The 18884-nt window shown below is 71.0% G+C and carries 16 protein-coding genes and 1 pseudogene; 13 read left to right on the top strand and 4 right to left on the bottom strand.

Annotation, left to right across the window (positions count from 1 at the left end; genetic code table 11):
• The first annotated feature begins 206 nt into the window (after window positions 1–206).
• Window positions 207–1319 carry a WD40/YVTN/BNR-like repeat-containing protein gene (locus tag ACIRP7_RS23705; protein ID WP_403662880.1) on the top strand — a complete coding sequence of 371 codons (1113 nt, stop codon included), beginning with the start codon at window positions 207–209 and terminating at the stop codon, window positions 1317–1319.
• A gap of 50 nt (window positions 1320–1369) precedes the next feature.
• Window positions 1370–1699, top strand: coding sequence for a plasmid stabilization protein (locus ACIRP7_RS23710; RefSeq protein ID WP_352380776.1), 330 nt, complete (start codon window positions 1370–1372; stop codon window positions 1697–1699).
• Between the two features lie 3 nt (window positions 1700–1702).
• On the opposite strand, the gene ACIRP7_RS23715 is transcribed toward ACIRP7_RS23710, so the two are convergent.
• Window positions 1703–1999: a YciI family protein gene (locus ACIRP7_RS23715; RefSeq protein WP_403662883.1), complete on the bottom strand. Its 297-nt coding sequence runs from the start codon at window positions 1997–1999 to the stop codon at window positions 1703–1705.
• Window positions 2000–2041: 42 nt separating this feature from the next.
• On the opposite strand from ACIRP7_RS23715, the gene ACIRP7_RS23720 reads away from it, so the two are divergent.
• Entirely contained in the window at window positions 2042–2743 is a 702-nt protein-coding gene (locus tag ACIRP7_RS23720; protein ID WP_403662886.1) for an endonuclease V, read from the top strand.
• Between the two features lie 73 nt (window positions 2744–2816).
• A complete protein-coding gene (gene mmpA / locus ACIRP7_RS23725) occupies window positions 2817–2975 on the top strand; it encodes a morphogenic membrane protein MmpA (RefSeq protein WP_403662888.1) in 159 nt (52 codons plus the stop codon).
• Window positions 2976–3018: 43 nt separating this feature from the next.
• Here the strand turns inward: mmpA and ACIRP7_RS23730 are convergent, their stop codons facing one another.
• Entirely contained in the window at window positions 3019–4197 is a 1179-nt protein-coding gene (locus ACIRP7_RS23730) for a saccharopine dehydrogenase family protein (RefSeq protein WP_403662891.1), read from the bottom strand.
• 90 nt (window positions 4198–4287) lie between these two features.
• On the opposite strand from ACIRP7_RS23730, the gene ACIRP7_RS23735 reads away from it, so the two are divergent.
• From ACIRP7_RS23735 to ACIRP7_RS23755, 5 genes are all read left to right on the top strand, one after another.
• Window positions 4288–4668: an MmcQ/YjbR family DNA-binding protein gene (locus ACIRP7_RS23735; protein ID WP_403662894.1), complete on the top strand. Its 381-nt coding sequence runs from the start codon at window positions 4288–4290 to the stop codon at window positions 4666–4668.
• Between the two features lie 116 nt (window positions 4669–4784).
• Window positions 4785–5915, top strand: coding sequence for a CaiB/BaiF CoA transferase family protein (locus tag ACIRP7_RS23740; protein ID WP_403662897.1), 1131 nt, complete (start codon window positions 4785–4787; stop codon window positions 5913–5915).
• Window positions 5912–7054, top strand: coding sequence for an acyl-CoA dehydrogenase family protein (locus tag ACIRP7_RS23745; protein ID WP_403662900.1), 1143 nt, complete (start codon window positions 5912–5914; stop codon window positions 7052–7054). Before ACIRP7_RS23740 ends, ACIRP7_RS23745 begins: the two co-directional genes overlap by 4 nt.
• A gap of 21 nt (window positions 7055–7075) precedes the next feature.
• Window positions 7076–8290, top strand: coding sequence for an acetyl-CoA C-acetyltransferase (locus tag ACIRP7_RS23750; RefSeq protein ID WP_403662903.1), 1215 nt, complete (start codon window positions 7076–7078; stop codon window positions 8288–8290).
• Window positions 8291–8332: 42 nt separating this feature from the next.
• On the top strand, window positions 8333–10525 hold the full coding sequence (locus ACIRP7_RS23755) for a 3-hydroxyacyl-CoA dehydrogenase NAD-binding domain-containing protein (protein WP_403662906.1): 2193 nt from the start codon (window positions 8333–8335) through the stop codon (window positions 10523–10525).
• A 66-nt stretch (window positions 10526–10591) separates the two neighbouring features.
• Here the strand turns inward: ACIRP7_RS23755 and ACIRP7_RS23760 are convergent, their stop codons facing one another.
• Entirely contained in the window at window positions 10592–11323 is a 732-nt protein-coding gene (locus ACIRP7_RS23760) for a MerR family transcriptional regulator (protein ID WP_403662909.1), read from the bottom strand.
• Between the two features lie 221 nt (window positions 11324–11544).
• Between ACIRP7_RS23760 and ACIRP7_RS23765 the strand changes: the two genes are divergently transcribed.
• On the top strand, window positions 11545–13011 hold the full coding sequence (locus ACIRP7_RS23765) for an amino acid permease (RefSeq protein ID WP_403662912.1): 1467 nt from the start codon (window positions 11545–11547) through the stop codon (window positions 13009–13011).
• Window positions 13012–13046: 35 nt separating this feature from the next.
• Window positions 13047–13301 (top strand): annotated as a pseudogene (locus ACIRP7_RS23770) (adenosine kinase); the annotation flags it as partial.
• 60 nt (window positions 13302–13361) lie between these two features.
• Here the strand turns inward: ACIRP7_RS23770 and ACIRP7_RS23775 are convergent.
• Window positions 13362–14855, bottom strand: coding sequence for a M1 family metallopeptidase (locus ACIRP7_RS23775; RefSeq protein WP_403662915.1), 1494 nt, complete (start codon window positions 14853–14855; stop codon window positions 13362–13364).
• Window positions 14856–15016: 161 nt separating this feature from the next.
• Here ACIRP7_RS23775 and ACIRP7_RS23780 point away from each other — a divergent pair, with 161 nt between their 5' ends.
• Both ACIRP7_RS23780 and ACIRP7_RS23785 read left to right on the top strand, forming a co-directional pair.
• A complete protein-coding gene (locus tag ACIRP7_RS23780) occupies window positions 15017–16993 on the top strand; it encodes a Xaa-Pro dipeptidyl-peptidase (RefSeq protein WP_403662918.1) in 1977 nt (658 codons plus the stop codon).
• Window positions 16994–17122: 129 nt separating this feature from the next.
• Window positions 17123–18823 carry a BCCT family transporter gene (locus tag ACIRP7_RS23785; protein WP_403662921.1) on the top strand — a complete coding sequence of 567 codons (1701 nt, stop codon included), beginning with the start codon at window positions 17123–17125 and terminating at the stop codon, window positions 18821–18823.
• Window positions 18824–18884 lie beyond the last annotated feature (61 nt).

Genomic DNA, 18884 nt, shown 5'->3' on the forward strand with positions numbered 1-18884 from the left:
GGGTGGGACGGGCACTGGAAGAGACGTCGGAATGAGCCAATCCGTGTACACGAAAGTCGAGTGACCTCTGTCACCGTCTTCATGCCCCGGTGGGATCCGGTCCTTCTCCCGTGCCCCGAGAGTCACTTGTGACACCCCGCGCACCGCTCGGCGGGCGGCCGAGGGCATCTGGACGGCACCGGGAGCGTGGGCTAGCTTCGCCCGCCATGAGGCGCTTGGGGAACACGCGAGGCAAGAGACGAACGGGTCCGGTGTTCCGGACCATCACCGCGGGCGCGGTCTCGGCGGCGGCGCTGGCCGCCCTGACCGCCGTACCGGCCGAGGCGCACGACCCGGACGGCCGTACACCGCACTGGGCGCTCAAGGACAGCGGCACCCCCGAGGTGCGGTTCCGCGGGCTGTCGGCGGTCAGCCGCAACGCCGCCTGGCTGGCCGGCACCCAGGGCACCGTGCTGCGCACCACGGACGGCGGGGCAAGCTGGCGAAACGTCTCACCGCCCGGTGCCGCCGAGCTCCAGTTCCGCGACATCGAGGCCTTCGACGCGCACCGGGCGGTGGTGCTGGCCATCGGGGAGGGCGAGGCGTCCCGCCTCTACCGCACCGAGGACGGCGGCGCGACCTGGACCGAGTCCTTCCGCAACACCGACGCCAAGGCCTTCTACGACTGCCTCACCTTCTTCGACCGCCGCCACGGCCTGGCCATGAGCGACCCGGTGGACGGGAAGTTCCGTGTGCTGTCGACCTCCGACGGCGGCCGCTCCTGGAAGGTGCTGCCGGACAAGGGCATGCCGGCCGCACTCGACGGCGAGGCGGGCTTCGCGGCGAGCGGCCAGTGCCTGGTCAGTTCCGGGCCCCGGGACGTCTGGCTGGCCACCGGCGGCGCCGCACGCGCGCGTGTGCTGCACTCCGCCGACCGGGGGCTGACCTGGACGGCGTCCGACACGCCGATCCCGGCGGGCGACCCGGCCAAGGGCGTCTTCGCGCTCGCCTTCCGCGACCGCGCCCACGGACTCGCGGTCGGCGGCGACTACCGGGCCGACCAGAGCTCTCCCCAGGCCGCCGCCCGCACCGACGACGGCGGCGCGACCTGGCGGCCCGCCGCGGCCCCGGTGACCGCCTACCGCTCCGGAGTGGCCTGGCTCCCGCACAGCCGCACGGCAGCCCTCGCGGTCGGCCCCACCGGCACGGACCTCACCGGGGACGGCGGCCGGACCTGGCGGACCGTGGACACCGGCTCGTACGACACCGTGGACTGCACGGCCGACGGCGGCTGCTGGGCGGCCGGGGAGAAGGGGCGAGTGGCTCGTCTGGAGAAATGAGTGGCGGAATGTGGGTACCCGGTCGCCGACGGCGAAAGGAGTGATCCCCCATGCCAGCCGGCTCCAACTCGAAGCGCGAACGCCAGTACGAGCACATCAAGGAGAGCGCCCAGGACCGGGGCGAGAGCACCGGACGGGCCAAGGAGATCGCGGCGCGGACGGTCAACAAGGAGCGCGCCCGCTCCGGCGAGTCCAAGACCGCCAGCCGCACCTCGACCCAGGACATGTCGTCCGGCAAGCGGGGCGGCCAGCGGTCCGGCAAGGGCTCCCAGGGTCCGACGTACGACCAGCTCTACGAGGAGGCCAAGCGCAAGGGCGTCAAAGGCCGTTCGGACATGAACAAGAGCCAGCTCCAGCGCGCCCTCGGCAACAAGGGCTGACCGTCAGCCGGGCGTCTCCCGGTACGGCTCCAGCGCCGGGGCCGTCTTCGTCGCGGCGAACTCGGTGACGCGGTAAGCGCACACCCCGGCCGCGACGAACGGGTCGCCCGCGGCGATCTCCTCGATCCGCGCACGGTCCTCCGCGACGGCGACGATCACCCCGCCGTCGCGGGGGTTCTTGGGCCCGGACGCCAGGAAGACGCCCTTCTCGTACTGCTCGTCCAGCCAGGCGACATGCGCCGGCAGTACGGCGTCCACGGCATCGAGCGCGGCGGTGTAGGTGAGTTCCAGTACGAACATGATCGCGAGCCTACGCCGCCCCGCCGTACGCTCGTCCCCACCATGACGACAGTGGACATTCCCGCGGGTTGGCCCGCGACCGAGGAGCAGGCCCGCGCGGTCCAGGACGAGTTGAGGGCGAGCACGGTCCTCGACGAGACGGGCCCGCCGCCGGGCACCGGTCATGTCACCGGGGTCGACGTGGCCTACGACGACGAACGGGACGTCGTCGCGGCGGCGGCCGTGGTGCTGGACGCGGCCACTTCGGAGGTCGTGGCCGAGGCGACCGCGGTGGGCCGGATCTCCTTCCCGTACGTCCCGGGCCTGCTCGCCTTCCGGGAGATCCCCACGGTCCTCGCCGCCCTCGACGCCCTGCCGTGCCCGCCCGGTCTGGTCGTCTGCGACGGCTACGGCCTCGCCCACCCCCGCCGCTTCGGCCTCGCGAGCCACCTCGGCGTCCTCACCGGCCTGCCGACGATCGGGGTCGCCAAGAACCCGTTCACCTTCACGTACGACGATCCCGGCGCCCGGCGCGGCGCGTGGACGCCGCTGCTGGCGGGCTCGGAGGAGGTCGGCCGGGCCCTGCGCACGCGCGAGGCGGTGAAACCGGTCTTCGTCTCGGTCGGCCACCGCGTGAGCCTGGGCAACGCCTGCGCCCACACCCTCGCGCTCACGCCGGCGTATCGCCTGCCGGAGACGACGCGCAGGGCGGACGCACTGTGCCGTCGGGCGCTGCGCGAGGCGACGTCCCGGCAGGGGGCCTGAGGGGGGACTGAGTACGTCGTCTGAGTATCTGTACGGATGTGGGTGCCCCGGTGTGCTCGGCAGGCTGTCCCGCATGACGACGCACCGCGTGACCCACCGTTCTGCCAAGCCCCTCGCCGACCCGAACCGGCCCGTCGAGCGCGCCGTGACCGCCGCGCTGGTCCTCGGCGTGCTCGCCGGGCTCGGCTGGATCGTGGGGATGATCTACACGGTGGCGGGCTGGTCCTTCTAGGCCCGGTTCACCGGTATGCCAGGCCCGAGTGCACGGTCCGCGCTCACCGGCTCGAGGCCACCCGGAAGGTGATCCCGGCCCGTCGCAGCCGCTCGATCAGGGCGTCACCCATCGCGACCGCCGTGGTGACCTGGCCGGACGTCTCCCGAAGGTCGTCGAGGGCCAGGGACAGGGCCGACTCGGCGAACATCTTCGCCGTCTCGTCGTACCCCGGATCGCCGCCCGCGACCTCCGTGAACACCCGCCGGCCACCGCCCTCGCCGACGAAGCGCACCGAGAACCAGCTCTTCGCGCGCTTCTCCGCGCTCGGCCCGTCCCCCGGCTTGAGGCGGTCGGACAACCAGTGCCGCGCGGGCGGCAGTTGGGCCGCCGTGACGAGCGCGCCCATCGCCGCCACACTGCCCAGCGCGACCGGCAGACGCCGTACGGCCGCGTAGTGGCGGTAGCGGAAGTCGGGGCCGTAACGATCGAGCGCCTTCGCCGACCGGCGCACGATCTGCGGGTCGATCGTCGGCAGCGGCAGCGCCCACGCGCCGATCTCCTTGGCGAACCGGGGCGCGCCCGTCGGCGCGGCGGCACGCCGGCCCACCAGGCGCGGCTCGTGTCGCCGCCGGTCCCGCTCGGCGGCCAGCATCGGCCGCAGCCGCGAGAACTGGTTCAGCGCGGACGCGAACGTACCGCCCGAGAAGGTGGCGTCGGCGGTGACGAACCCGTCGACCGTCAGCGGCACGCCCTCGGGCAACTGCTGGACGGTGAAGTAGGCACCCAGGTCGTGCGGGATCGAGTCGAACCCGCAGGCGTGCACAAGGCGCGCGCCGGTCTCCCGCGCGCGTGCGTCGTGCCGGACGTACGTCAGGTCCACGAACTCCGGCTCGCCGGTCAGATCCAGGTAGTCGGCGCCGGTGTCCGCGCAGGCCGCGACGAGGTCCTCGCCGTAGTTCACGTACGGCCCCACGGTCGTGGCCACCACGCGCGCGTGCGCGGCGAGTTCGCGCACCGAGCCCGGCTCGGCCACGTCGGCGCGCAGCACTCCGACGCTCTCGCCGCCCGTCAGCCGTTCGCGCAGCCGTTCCAACTTTCGCTCGCTGCGGCCCGCGACGGCCCAGCGCAACCCCTCGGGGGCGTGCGCGGCGAGATACTCCGCGGTCAGTGTGCCGACGAAGCCGGTGGCTCCGAAGAGCACGATGTCGTACGGACGGTCCGTTCCGTTCAGCCTGCTCATGACACTCCTCGGTCCGCACCACGCGCCGTTGTCGGTGGCCGAGGCTAGCGTGAGGAGTGGGGAGCCCGACGACGAGCCCGGAGGTGGAAGGTGACCGTGCCCGAAAACGCCCTGAGGAAGAGGGAGAAAGTGCGTGAATTCGTCCTCGGGCTGCCGGGAGCCGTCGAGGAGTTCCCGTGGGGTGAGTCCGTGGCGAAGGTCAAGGGGAAGGTGTTCGTCTTCCTCGGCGTCGACGACGGCAGCCACCCGCCGGGCATGACGGTGAAGCTCACCGACGAGGCCGTCCACGCGCACGCGCTGGCCTGTCCCGGCGCGGCGCCGTCCGGGTACGGCCTGGGCAGGGCCGGCTGGGTGCGCGTCCCGCTGGAGGGCAAGGGCGTCCCGGCCGCGGAGCTGCTGTGCGACTGGGTGGAGGAGAGCTACCGCGCGATCGCGCCGAAGCGGCTGACAGCCGAGCTGGACGGACGCTGACCCCCGACAATTGGCTAAGCGCTTGCTCGCTCAGGACTTGTGCTCGGTGGAACACGTTCTTAGCATCGCTGGTGTTACATCGGTTGTGTCGTACCCGTGGGACTTCTGGGGGCCGGATGGCGACGACGCCAGGACAGGGGCCGCTCACCGGCGTGCGCGTCGTCGAGCTGGCCGGGATCGGGCCGGGCCCGTTCGCCGCGATGCTCCTGGCCGACCTGGGCGCCGACGTCGTGCGCGTCGACCGACCCGGCGGAGTCGGCCTGGCGATCAGGCAGGAGTACGACGTCACCAACCGCAACAAGCGTTCCGTGGTGGTCGACCTGAAGTCCCCGGACGGCCCCGCCCGCGTCCTCGACCTCGCCGCCCGCGCCGACATCCTCATCGAGGGCAACCGCCCCGGCGTCGCGGAACGCCTCGGCGTCGGCCCCGAGGACTGTCACGCGCGCAACCCCGCCCTCGTCTACGGCCGCATGACGGGCTGGGGCCAGGAGGGGCCGCTGGCCCAGCGCGCCGGGCACGACATCGCCTACATCGCCCTCACCGGCACCCTCGGCCTGATCGGCGAACCGGATCGCCCCCCGGCCGTCCCCGCCAACCTCCTCGGCGACTACGCGGGCGGCTCCCTCTACCTCGTCGTCGGTGTCCTCGCCGCCCTGCACCACGCGCGCGCGACCGGCACCGGCCAGGTCGTGGACACCGCCATCGTCGACGGCACCTCCCACCTCTCCGCGATGCTCCACGGCATGGCCGCGGCCGGCGGCTGGCAGGACCGGCGCGGCGCCAACCTCCTCGACGGCGGCTGCCCGTACTACGGCACCTACGAGACCGCCGACGGCAAGTACATGGCGGTGGGCGCGCTGGAGCCGCAGTTCTACGACCTGTTCCTCGACCTGCTCGGCCTGCCGGACTTCGCGGACGCCCGCAAGGACTGGACCCGCTGGGGCGACCTGCGCGAGGCGGTCACCGCCCGCTTCACGTCCCGTACGAGAGACGAGTGGACGGCCGTCTTCGAGGGCACCGACGCGTGCGTGGCGCCCGTGCTGTCGCTGCGCGAGGCCCCGCACCACCCGCACCTCGCCGCCCGCGGCACCTTCACCGACCACGGCGGCATCACCCAGCCCGCCCCCGCGCCCCGCTTCTCCGCGACCCCCACGGCCGTCCGCACCGGGCCCGCCCGGGCCGGCGCCCACTCGGCGGACGTGGCACGCGACTGGGACGTACCGGATCTTCTGAAAGGCCCTGAATGAAGCGGCAGCTCTTCGCGCCCGAGCACGACGCGTTCCGCGCGACCGTGCGCGCCTTCCTGGCCAGGGAGGTCCTGCCGCACTACGCGCAGTGGGAGAAGGACGGCATCGTCTCCCGCGAGGCCTGGGGGGCGGCCGGCAAGCGGGGCCTGCTCGGACTCGCCGTGCCCGAGGAGTTCGGGGGCGGCGGCACCACCGACTTCCGCTACGCCACCGTCCTGGCCGAGGAGTTCACGCGCGCGGGCACTCCCGGGCTCGCCCTGGGCCTGCACAACGACGTCATCGGGCCCTACCTCACCGGCCTCGCCACCGAGGAGCAGAAGCGCCGCTGGCTGCCCGGCTTCTGCGACGGCTCGCTCGTCACCGCCATCGCCATGACCGAGCCCGGCGCGGGCTCCGACCTCCAGGGCATCCGCACACACGCGCAGGACCGCGGCGACCACTGGGTGCTGAACGGCTCCAAGACCTTCATCTCCAACGGGATCATCGCCGACCTGGTGATCGTCGTCGCGAAGACCACCCCCGAGGGCGGGGCCCGCGGACTGTCGCTGCTGGTCGTCGAGCGCGGCATGGACGGCTTCGAGCGCGGCCGCAACCTCGACAAGATCGGCCAGAAGGCCCAGGACACGGCCGAGCTGTTCTTCCACGACGTACGCGTGCCCAAGGAGAACCTCCTCGGCGAGCGCGACGGCGCCTTCGGGCACCTGATGACCAACCTCGCGCAGGAGCGCCTGAGTATCGCCGTCGCCGCGATCGCCGCCGCCGAGCACCTCCTGGAGATCACCACCGAGTACGTCAAGGAGCGCGAGGCCTTCGGGCGGCCGCTCGCCACCAAGCAGCACATCCGGTTCGAGATAGCCGAGATGGCCACGGAGTGCGCCGTCACGCGGACGTTCGTCGACCGCTGCGTCGAGGACCACTGCGACGGGGGACTGGACGCCGTCCATGCCTCCATGGCCAAGTGGTGGGCGACCGAGCTCCAGAAGCGGGTCGCGGACCGCTGCCTGCAACTGCACGGCGGATACGGCTACATGAGCGAGTACCCGGTCGCGCGGGCCTTCACCGACGGCCGGATCCAGACCATCTACGGCGGCACGACCGAGATCATGAAGGAGATCATCGGCCGTTCCCTGCTGAGCTGACCCTCATTGAAAGGCTTCCTCGTGAGCACCGAAGCGTACGTGTACGACGCGATCCGCACCCCGCGCGGCCGCGGCAAGGCGAACGGCGCCCTGCACGGCACCAAGCCCATCGACCTGGTCGTCGGACTCATCCACGAGATCCGCGCCCGCTTCCCGGACCTGGACCCGGCGGCGGTCGACGACATCGTGCTCGGCGTCGTCAGCCCGGTCGGCGACCAGGGCTCCGACATCGCCCGCACCGCCGCGATCGCCGCGGGCCTCCCGGACACGGTCGCGGGCGTGCAGGAGAACCGCTTCTGTGCCTCGGGCCTGGAGGCCGTCAACCTGGCCGCCGCCAAGGTGCGTTCGGGCTGGGAGGACCTGATCCTGGCGGGCGGTGTCGAGTCGATGTCCCGGGTGCCGATGGCCTCCGACGGCGGCGCCTGGTTCAACGACCCGATGACCAACCTCGCCGTCAACTTCGTGCCGCAGGGCATCGGCGCCGACCTGATCGCCACGATCGAGGGATTCTCCCGGCGTGACGTCGACGAATACGCCGCTCTGAGTCAGGAGCGTGCCGCGACGGCCTGGAAGGAGGGCCGCTTCGACCGCTCCGTCGTCCCCGTGAGGGACCGCGCGGGCCTGACCGTTCTCGACCACGACGAGCACCTGCGCCCCGGCACCACCGCCGACTCCCTCGCGGGGCTCAAGCCGTCCTTCGCGGACATCGGCGACCTGGGCGGCTTCGACGCCGTGGCCCTGCAGAAGTACCACTGGGTCGAGAAGATCGACCACGTCCACCACGCGGGCAACTCCTCCGGCATCGTGGACGGCGCCTCGCTGGTCGCGATCGGCTCCCAGGAGGTCGGCGAGCGCTACGGCCTCAGCCCGCGCGCGCGGATCGTCTCCGCCGCGGTCTCCGGCTCCGAGCCCACCATCATGCTCACCGGCCCCGCGCCCGCCACCCGCAAGGCGCTCGCCAAGGCCGGGCTGAGCATCGACGACATCGACCTCGTCGAGATCAACGAGGCCTTCGCGGCGGTCGTCCTGCGCTTCGTGCGGGACATGGGCCTGTCGCTGGACAAGGTCAACGTCAACGGCGGCGCGATCGCGCTCGGTCACCCGCTCGGCGCCACCGGCGCCATGATCCTGGGCAGCCTGATCGACGAACTGGAGCGCCAGGACAAGCGGTACGGCCTCGCGACGCTCTGTGTGGGCGGCGGCATGGGCATCGCCACGATCGTCGAGCGCATCTGACCCCCTCCCACGGATACGACGGATCACACGGAGCACTTCCACATGAGCACTCAGCCCACGACCATCCGCTGGGAACAGGACCGCACGGGCGTCGTCACCCTCGTCCTCGACGACCCGAACCAGTCCGCCAACACCATGAACCAGGCGTTCCGCGACTCGCTCGCGGTGATCACCGACCGCCTGGAGGCCGAGAAGGACACCATCCGCGGGGTCATCATCACCTCCGCCAAGAAGACCTTCTTCGCGGGCGGCGACCTGCGCGACCTCATCCGGGTCACACCTGAGACCGCGCAGGACCTCTTCGACGGCGGCCTCGCCATCAAGCGCAACCTGCGCCGGATCGAGACCCTCGGCAAGCCGGTCGTCGCCGCGATCAACGGCGCGGCCCTGGGCGGCGGTTACGAGATCGCCCTGGCCTGCCACCACCGGATCGCCCTCGACGCCCCCGGCTCCAAGATCGGCTGCCCCGAGGTCACGCTCGGCCTCCTCCCCGGCGGCGGCGGAGTCGTCCGCACAGTACGCCTCCTGGGCATCGCCGACGCCCTCCTGAAGGTCCTGCTCCAGGGCACCCAGTACGCCCCGCAGCGCGCCCTGCAGAACGGCCTGGTCGACGACGTGGCCACCACACAGGACGAGCTCCTCGCCAAGGCCCGCGCGTTCATCGAGGCCAACCCCGAGTCCCAGCAGCCCTGGGACAGGCCGGGCTACCGCATCCCCGGCGGCACCCCCGCCCACCCGAAGTTCGCGGCGAACCTGCCCGCCTTCCCGGCGAGCCTGCGCAAGCAGACCAACGGCGCGCCCTACCCGGCCCCGCGCAGCATCCTCGCGGCCGCGGTGGAAGGCGCCCAGGTCGACTTCGAGACCGCGCAGGTCATCGAGGCGCGCTACTTCGTCGAGCTGGCCGCCGGCCAGACCTCGAAGAACATGATCCAGGCGTTCTTCTTCGACCTCCAGGCGGTGAACTCCGGCGCCAACCGCCCCAAGGGCGTTTCACCCCGCCAGGTCCGCAAGGTGGCCGTGCTCGGCGCCGGGATGATGGGCGCGGGCATCGCGTACTCGTGCGCCCGAGCGGGCATCGACGTGGTCCTCAAGGACGTGTCCCCGCAGGCGGCGGCCAAGGGCAAGGCCTACTCGGAGAAGCTCTGCGCGAAGGCGGTCTCCCGCGGCCGTACGACGCAGGAGAAGGCGGACGCGCTCCTGGCCCGCATCACGCCGACGGCGGACCCGCAGGACCTGGCCGGCTGCGACGCGGTCATCGAGGCGGTGTTCGAGGACACGGCGCTGAAGCACAAGGTCTTCCAGGAGATCCAGCACATCGTCGAGCCCGACGCGCTGCTCTGCTCCAACACCTCGACCCTGCCGATCACCGCGCTGGCCGAGGGCGTGGAACGCCAGAACGACTTCATCGGCCTGCACTTCTTCTCACCGGTCGACAAGATGCCGCTGGTCGAGATCATCAAGGGCGAGCGCACCGGCGAGGAAGCCCTGGCGCGCGCCTTCGACCTGGTGCGGCAGATCAGGAAGACCCCGATCGTCGTCAACGACTCCCGCGGCTTCTTCACCTCCCGTGTGATCGGCCACTTCCTCAACGAGGGCGTGGCGATGGTCGGCGAGGGCATCGAGCCCGCGTCGATCGAACAGGCGGCGGCGCAGGCGGGCTACCCGGCGAAGGTCCTGTCGCTGATGGACGAACTGACGCTGACGCTCCCGCGCAAGATCCGCAAGGAGACCAGGCAGGCGGTCGAGGAGTCGGGCGGCACCTGGACCCCCCACCCCGCCGAGGCGGTCATCGACCGCATGGTCGACGAGTTCGGCCGCACCGGCCGCAGCGGAGGCGGGGGCTTCTACGACTACGGCGACGACGGCAGGCGCACCTCCCTGTGGCCGGGCCTGCGTGAACACTTCACGCGTGCGGGATCGGAGACCCCCTCCGAGACGGTGCCTTTCAAGGACATGCAGGAACGCATGCTCTTCTCCGAGGCCCTGGACACGGTCAAGCTCCTGGAGGAGGGAGTCCTGACCTCCGTCGCCGACGCCAACATCGGCTCCGTCTTCGGCATCGGCTTCCCCGGCTGGACGGGCGGCGTCCTCCAGTACATCAACGGCTACGAGGGCGGCCTGCCGGGCTTCGTGGCACGCGCGCGTGAACTGGCGGACCGGTACGGCGAGCGCTTCACGCCTCCGGCGCTGCTGGTCGAGAAGGCGGAGAACGGGGGCCGTTTCGCGGACGAGTGAGACGGACGCCGCGCACGCCGGGCGAGCGATGTCGGCTCGCCCGGCATGCGGGGCTCCCTCACCTTGTCAGGACGCCCCGCCCACCTCTGACGTCCACTGGCGCAGCTCCTCCTTCAGGGACCGCTGGAACGTCGTCAACAGGGCCTGCACGACCAGGGGTTCCATGTGCGCGGACAGCGACCTCACGTCCTGCGCGTCCCGCTGTGCCACCTCGCCCCGGAACAGCTGCGACAACTCGTGGGCGGCGGCCCGGGAGTGCTCGATGAGCACCTTCCGCGAGGCGAGGATCGCCTCATGGGACAGCGGGACGTCGAGCAGTCCGACGCCGAGCCGGAGCAGACCGAGGTCGACGCGGTAGCCGTCGCCGTCCCGCCGTACGACGTCCATCGCGGCGAGCCGCTCCAGGTCGTCGTCGCTCAGCGCCCGCCCCGCCCGCCGCCGGAGTTCCTCGCGCGTCACCCGCTCCACCACGTCCGGGGCCCAGGAGGCCACGACCGCCCGGTGGATCGCGAGGTCATGGGCGCTCAGGTCGGCCGGGAGCTGCTGCAGGTACCGCTCGATCGCCGCCAGCGTCATCCCCTGGTGCTGCAGCTCCTCGATCAGCGCGAGGCGCGCGAGGTGCTCGCGGCCGTAGTGACCGACCCGGCGCGGACCGATCACCGGCGGCGGCAGCAGTCCTCGGGTGCCGTAGAAGCGGACCGTGCGGACCGTGACCCCCGCCCGCGCGGCCAGCTCGTCGACGGTGAGGGCCGGCTCCTCGGCATCGGCATCGGCATCGGGGGAGGGGGCGGTCGTCATGTGCAGCAGTATCGCTGTCTCACCACTGCTGTGACACCCGGTCGGCAGCTCCTCTCCGATCAGGTGAGGTGCCTCCCTCTGTGATGTCCGCCACCGCGTGCGGGGGCGTTTCGAGGGAAGGCGAGCCCTCGGCCGGTGCCTTGTGCCAGGAGGCAGGGGCCGACGCACGTCCGGAGACCCGGGCGAGACCTGCCGGGGCGCACCAGAGAGTGGAACCACCTGTGAGCAAGGACGCCGTGCAATCGGCACAGGCCGCCTCCCGCACCGACGTGGCCCAGGCGCCCGCCGACGCGGGCGACGCCGGCTACAGCAAGGACCTCAAGGCCCGCCACGTCAACATGATCGCCATCGGCGGCGCGATCGGCACCGGCCTCTTCCTGGGCGCCGGCGGACGACTGCACACCGCGGGCCCGGCGCTGGCGCTGGCCTACCTGGTCTGTGGCATCTTCGCCTTCTTCGTCGTCCGCGCCCTGGGCGAGCTGGTCCTCTACCGCCCGTCCTCGGGCTCCTTCGTGTCGTACGCGCGCGAGTTCCTCGGCGAGAAGGGCGCCTACGTCGCCGGCTGGATGTACTTCCTGAACTGGTCGACGACCGGCATCGCCGACATCACCGCGATCGCGCTCTACACGCACTACTGGAGCCTGTTCACCGACATCCCGCAGTGGACGCTGGCGCTCATCGCCCTCGCGGTGGTGCTGACCGTGAACCTGATCTCGGTGAAGATCTTCGGCGAGATGGAGTTCTGGTTCGCCATCATCAAGGTCGCCACCCTCGTCGGCTTCATGCTGATCGGCATCTTCCTGCTGGTCACCCAGCACGAGGTGGGCGGCGGGACACCCGGCACGAGCGTGATCACCGACAACGGCGGCGCCTTCCCGCACGGCGTGATGCCGGTCGTCCTCGTCATGCAGGGCGTGATCTTCGCGTACGCCGCGCTGGAGCTGGTCGGTGTCGCGGCGGGGGAGACGGCGGAGCCGGAGAAGGTCGTCCCGCGCGCGGTGAACTCGATCATGTGGCGGGTGGCCCTGTTCTACGTCGGCTCGGTCGTCCTGCTGGCCCTGCTCCTGCCGGCCTCGCTCTACTCGGCCGACGAGAGCCCCTTCGTCACCGTCCTGTCGAAGATCGGGGTTCCGGCGGCCGGTGACGTGATGAACCTGGTGGTCCTGACGGCGGCGATGTCCTCGCTGAACTCGGGCCTGTACTCCACGGGCCGCATCCTGCGCTCGATGGCGACGGCGGGTTCGGCCCCGAAGTTCACGGCCCGCATGAACCGCAGCCAGGTCCCCTACGGCGGCATCCTGCTCACCTGCGCGGTCTGCGTCCTCGGCGTGGGCCTGAACTACCTGATGCCGAGCCAGGCCTTCGAGATCGTGCTGAACGTCGCCTCCCTCGGCGTCATCAGCACCTGGGTGATCATCATGGTCTGCCACCTCGTCTTCGTCCGCCGCGCCCGGACGGGCCTGCTCACTCGCCCCTCCTTCCGGCTCCCGTTCAGCCCGGCCACCGAGATCACCACGATCGCCTTCCTGCTGGCCTGCCTGGGCATGATGTGGAACGACCCCGAGGTCGGCCGCAGGACGCTCCTGCTCATCCCGCTGATCGCGGTACTCCTGGTGGGCGGCTGGTTCGGCATCCGCCGCAGGGTCGAGCAGACATCGGACCGCGAGCTGACCGACCTCACGGACTGACGGGGCACCGGGTGGTGCCCTCTACGGTGGTGTCATGGGCCCTCGCTGCCGACGGGGTCTTCCTGTCCGCGGCCGCCCTCCCCGACCCCGAGCACACCCTGCGCGACATCGCCGGGCGCGGCCGTGCCGAGGTGGTCGTCGCCGCTACCTTCCTCTTCGGCCGCCTGACCGGCGAGCCCCCGCACCGGTGCGCCCTGTACGGCGCGGTGGCCGGCGCCCACGCCTGCACGGTGCCGTCGACCGAGACAGACGCGATCACCCGGGGCGCACTCCTCATCCGGACCGGGTGAGGAGTGCGTCGGAGCGGCCCACACCTCGACGCGAGTCGAAGGACGGGCCGCCCTCAACCCCTAGTCGGTGTGCACGTCGTTCGTCGCCGCGATCTGCTTCCACGACTTGGGCTGCACCGGAGCCTGCGCGGTCCTCGCGATCGACGCACCCCGCGCCGCGGGCGCCCCCGGCTTCGACGGCTGGAACAGCCACGTGTCGAACAGCGCGGCCAGCGACTGCCCCGACACCTCCTCGGCGTACTTCTGGAACTCGGCGACGGAGGCGTTGCCGTACGCGTACTTCTGCGGCCAGCCCTTCAGCACCGCGAAGAACGCGTCGTCGCCGATCTCGTTCCGCAGCGCCTGCAGGGCCAGCGCGCCCCGGTCGTAGACCGCGATGTCGAACTGGTTCTCCGGCCCGGGGTCACCCGGCTTCACCGTCCAGAACACGTCGTCGGCCGGGTGCGAGGCGTACACGTAGTCGGCGAGTTCCTGCGCGGTCCCCTCGTCCTCGTGCTCGGACCACAGCCACTGCGCGTACCGCGCGAAGCCCTCGTTGATCCAGATGTCCTTCCAGCCGTGCACCGACACCAGGTCGCCGTACCACTGGTGGGCCAACTCGTGCACGACCACGGAGGTGTTGGACCCGTTCGCGAACTGGCGCGGGCTGTAGAAGGGCCGGGTCTGTGTCTCCAGCGCGTACCCGGTGTTCGTGTTCGGCACATAGCCGCCGAGCGCGTCGAAGGGGTAGGGCCCGAAGTACCCGCTCAGCCAGTCGGCGATCTCCCCGGTCCGCTCGACACTGGCCCGCGCCGCGCCGTAGTTGGCCCCGAGGTCCTTGCTGTAGGCGTTGACGACCGGAAGGCCACCGTCTGTCGTCCCGGTGGTGAGGTCGAACTTCCCGACGGCGAGTGTCGCGAGATACGTGGCCTGCGGCTTGTCGGAGCGCCAGTTCCAGCGGGTCCAGCCGAGGCGTGAACTCGTCGACTGGAGCGTGCCGTTGGAGATGGCCTGGCTGCCGTCCGGCACGAGGACCGACACGTCGTAGGTGGCCTTGTCGAGCGGGTGGTCGTTGCTGGGGAACCACCACCAGGCCGCCTCGGGCTCGTTCGCCCCGACCCCGCCGTCCGGAGTGCGGTGCCAGCTCGTGAAGCCGTACGCCTGCTTCGACGACGGCACCCCGCTGTAGCGGACCACCACCGTCACGGACGTTCCCTTGGCCAGCGGCGACTTCGGCGTGATCTCCAGCTCGTGCTCACCGGAGGTGGTGAACGACGCCCTGGCGCCGTTGACCCGCACCTCGCTCACGTCGAGGAGAAAGTCCAGATCGAAGCGGGACAGGTCCTGCGTGGTGCGCGCCAGAAGGGTGGCCGTGCCCTCCAACTCGTCCGTCGCCGGCTGGTACTTCAGCCGCAGGTCGTAGTGGGAGACGTCGTATCCGCCGTTGCCGTAGTCCGGGTAGTAGGGGTCGCCGATGCCCGGAGCGCCGGGGGAGAAGCCCGCCGCCGACGCCGGGATCGCCAGCATCAGGGAGGCCGCCGCGAATGCGCCCGGTGCGATGAGTCTGCGGTGCACGAAAGCTCCAAGTCGTGGGGAGATGAAGTCTGTTCGCAGCCTATTCACCACCTGTGAGCCGGAAGTGTCCACGGTCCCTCCTGTCACACGATCGCCATTCGGCCGTCATGGACTCAATGGGCCCTCTTTTGTGCGGGAGTTGACCGCAGTACCGTCCGCCCATGTCGATACGCACGCGCTTCACGACCTGGAGACCGCTCGCGACAGCCGCCGCGGCCACCGCCGCCCTGCTGGCGACCTTCCTCGCGCCCGCGACCGCACAGGCACAGACCCGCACGGCCCCGCGCGAGAGCCAGCCGATCTACTCGTACGAGAACGCCGTCCGCGAGGCCGTCTGGGTGGACACCCGGCTCGACGGCGACGGTGACGGAAAGACCGACCGTGTCGCCGTCGACATCGTCCGGCCCCGCGAACCCGCCCAGCGGGGCCGCAAGGTCCCGGTCATCATGGACGCCAGTCCGTACTACTCCTGCTGCGGACGCGGCAACGAGAGCCAGCTGAAGACGTACGACGCCCAGGGGAACGTCGTCCGGATGCCGCTGTTCTACGACAACTACTTCGTGCCCCGCGGCTACGCCTTCGTCGGGGTCGACCTCGCCGGCACCAACCGCTCCGACGGCTGCGTGGACGTCGGCGGCCGCTCCGACATCCAGTCCGCCAAGGCGGTGGTCGACTGGCTCAACGGCCGGGCCACCGCGTACACCAGCCGCACGGGCACAGCGAAGGCCAGGGCCACCTGGACCAACGGCAGGACCGGCATGATCGGCAAGAGCTGGGACGGCACCATCGCCAACGGCGTCGCCGCCACCGGCGTCAAGGGACTGAAGACCATCGTCCCGATCAGCGCCATCTCCACCTGGTACGACTACTACTTCTCCCAGGGCGCCCCGCTCTACGACTCCGGGCCCGACTGGCTCTCCGACTACGTCGACAGCCCCGACGCCCGCGCCAAGTGCGCCGCCGTCCAGCAGAAACTCGTCGACCAGGCACCCCGCACCGGCGACTGGACCCCGCTGTGGACCGAGCGCGACTACGTGAAGGACGCGCGCAAGGTCAAGGCCAGCGTCTTCCTCGTCCACGGCATGCAGGACCTCAACGTCCGTCTCCAGCACGTCGGTCCGTGGTGGAACGCCCTCGCGAAGAACGGCGTCGAGCGCAAGATCTGGCTCTCCCAGACCGGCCACGTCGACCCCTTCGACTTCCGGCGCGCGGAGTGGGTCGACACCCTGCACCGCTGGTTCGACCACGAACTCCTCGGCTACGACAACGGCATCGACCGCGAGCCCATGGCCGACATCGAACGCCACCCCGACCAGTGGGTCACCTCCAAGTCCTGGCCCCCGCGCGGCACTTCGGCGACCACTCTGCGCCCCGCCCAGGGCACCGAGCCGGGTGTCGGCACCCTCGGCCTGACCAGGGCCAAGGGCACCGAGACCGTCACCGACGACCCGGCGCTCAGCGAGACCGACTGGGCCGCCCGGATCGACACCTCCACCCCCGACAAGGCGGGCTTCACGACGGGCACCCTCACCAAGGACCTCCGTCTGTCCGGCCCCTCCAAGGTCACGGTCACGGCGACCCCGACCACCTCAACGGCCCATCTCTCCGCCGTGCTCGTGGACCTCGGCCCCGACACCATCCGTGACTACGCGGCCGGCGGTGAGGGCATCACCACCCTCACCGACCGCACCTGCTGGGGCGTGAGCACGGCCGGCGACAGTGCCTGCTTCAAGGAGACCCGGGCGAAGACCACGGCGGTCGACTACACGGTGGTCAGCCGCGGTTGGGCCGACCTGGGCAACCACGCCTCGGACCGCAAGGGCGTCCCGCTCACCCCGGGCAGGGCGTACACCATCACCCTCGACCTCGGCGCCACGGACCACGTCGTCCCGGCGGGCCACCGCCTCGCCCTGATCGTCGCGGGCACCGACAAGGACCTCATCGACCCGCCGTCCACCAAGCCCACCCTCACGATCGACCTGACCCGCACCTCGGCCCGCGTCCCGCTGGTCGGCGGCGCCGCCGCCTTCGCGCACGCGACGAAGGGCGCCGAGACGGTCGTACCGGATGCGGCGCGAGCCCTCGACGGTGTCCGCGCCCCGCGCACCACCCAGCGTCTCCCGGAGGCGGGACAGTGACCGGAGCCGTCACCGCCGGGGGGCCCGGCACCGGCTGCTGAATCGGTCGAGATCTGCGGCACCTGTGGTAGGTCCTGGGGAACTGTGTGAAAACCGGCGTATCCACCGCCCCAGGGGAAGGTGCCGCAGATGACTGAAGACCTGAAGAAGAGAGGTGGCCGGGAAGGTGCCGCGGGCATCCTCGGCCACGAGACCGACCGGGTGGTGTTCGGTGTCACCGCCGTCATCACCCTGGCCTTCGTGATCTGGGGCTGGGCCGCGACGGACTCCCTGGAGGACGTCTCCACCACCATGCTCAAAGGGCTGATCCACAACGGCGGTTGGGCCTTCATGCTGGCCGCCTCGTGCTTCGTGGTGTTCGCCCTGTGGCTCGCGATGAGCCGCTACGGCCGCATCCACCTGGGCGCCGAGGGCGAGGAGCCCGAGTTCAAGACGGTGTCCTGGGTCGCGATGATGTTCAGCGCCGGCATGGGCATCGGCCTGATGTTCTACGGCGTCAGCGAGCCCCTCTCGCACTACACGACCCCGCCCCCGGGCACGACCCCCGCCAACTCCGGTGAACGCATGGAGACGGCGATGGCCACCACCCTCTTCCACTGGACCCTGCACCCCTGGGCGATCTACGCGGTGGTCGGCCTCGGCATCGCCTACAGCACCTTCCGCAAGCGCCGGCGGCAGACCATCAGCGCCGTGTTCACCCCGCTCATCGGGGAGAGGCACGCCAACGGCACCGTCGGCCGGGTGATCGACATCCTCGCGATCATCGCCACCGTTTTCGGCTCCGCGGCCTCCCTGGGCCTCGGCGCCCTCCAGATCGGCTCCGGTTTCCGGGAACTCGACTGGATGCACGACGTCAGCACCGGTCTGCTCGTCACGATCATCGCCGTGCTGACCCTGGCCTTCGTGCTCTCGGCCGTCTCCGGCGTCGAGCGGGGCATCCAGTGGCTGTCCAACACCAACATGGTGCTGGCCCTGATCCTCGCCGTGTTCGTGTTCATCGCGGGCCCCACCATCATCGTGCTCGACCTGCTGCCCACCTCGGTCTTCTCCTACCTCGGCGACCTGCCCCAGCTCGCCGGACGCACCGAGGCGAGCGGCGGCAAGGGCGTCGCGGACTGGCTCGGCAGCTGGACCGTCTTCTACTGGGCCTGGTGGATCTCCTGGACGCCCTTCGTCGGCATGTTCATCGCCCGCATCAGCCGCGGCCGCACCATCCGGCAGTTCGTCGGCGGCGTCATCCTCGTGCCCAGCACGGTCACCCTCGTCTGGTTCGCGATTTTCGGCGGTACGGCCATGAAGCTGAAGGAGGGCGGCGCGCTCCGCGGCGAGTCGACTCCGGAGGGCCAACTCTTCGGCGTGCTCCAGGAGTTCCCCCTCGCCACCGCGACGAGCCTGCTCGTGATGATCCTGGTCGGTATCTTCTTCGTGTCGGGCGCCGACGCCGCGTCCATCGTGATGGGCACGCTCTCCCAGCGGGGCGCCCTCGAACCCGGCCGGTTCGTCGTCGTGTTCTGGGGTGTGGTCACCGGAGCGGTCGCCGCCATCATGCTGCTCGTCGGCAGCGGCCAGGGCGACGCGCTCACCGGCCTGCAGAACCTCACCATCCTGGCCGCCGCGCCCTTCGTGCTGGTGATGATCGGCATGTGCGTCGCCCTCATGCGCGACCTGCGCCGGGACCCGCTCATCGTGCGCGGCGAGATGGGCTCCGAGGCCGTCGAACTCGCCGTGATCGAGGGCCACCGGAAGTACGACGGCGACTTCGGGATCCAGATCGGCCCGGGCCCCGGCACCGAGACGGAGGGCGACCCGCTGGGCCACGACCACAGCTGATCCGGCGCACACCGAGGAGGCGGTCACACCCTCTCCGACCGGTCCTCCTTCGACCATGCGT

The sequence above is a fragment of the Streptomyces sp. NPDC102270 genome, from assembly GCF_044766405.1.
In the GTDB taxonomy this organism is placed as follows: Bacteria; Actinomycetota; Actinomycetes; order Streptomycetales; family Streptomycetaceae; genus Streptomyces.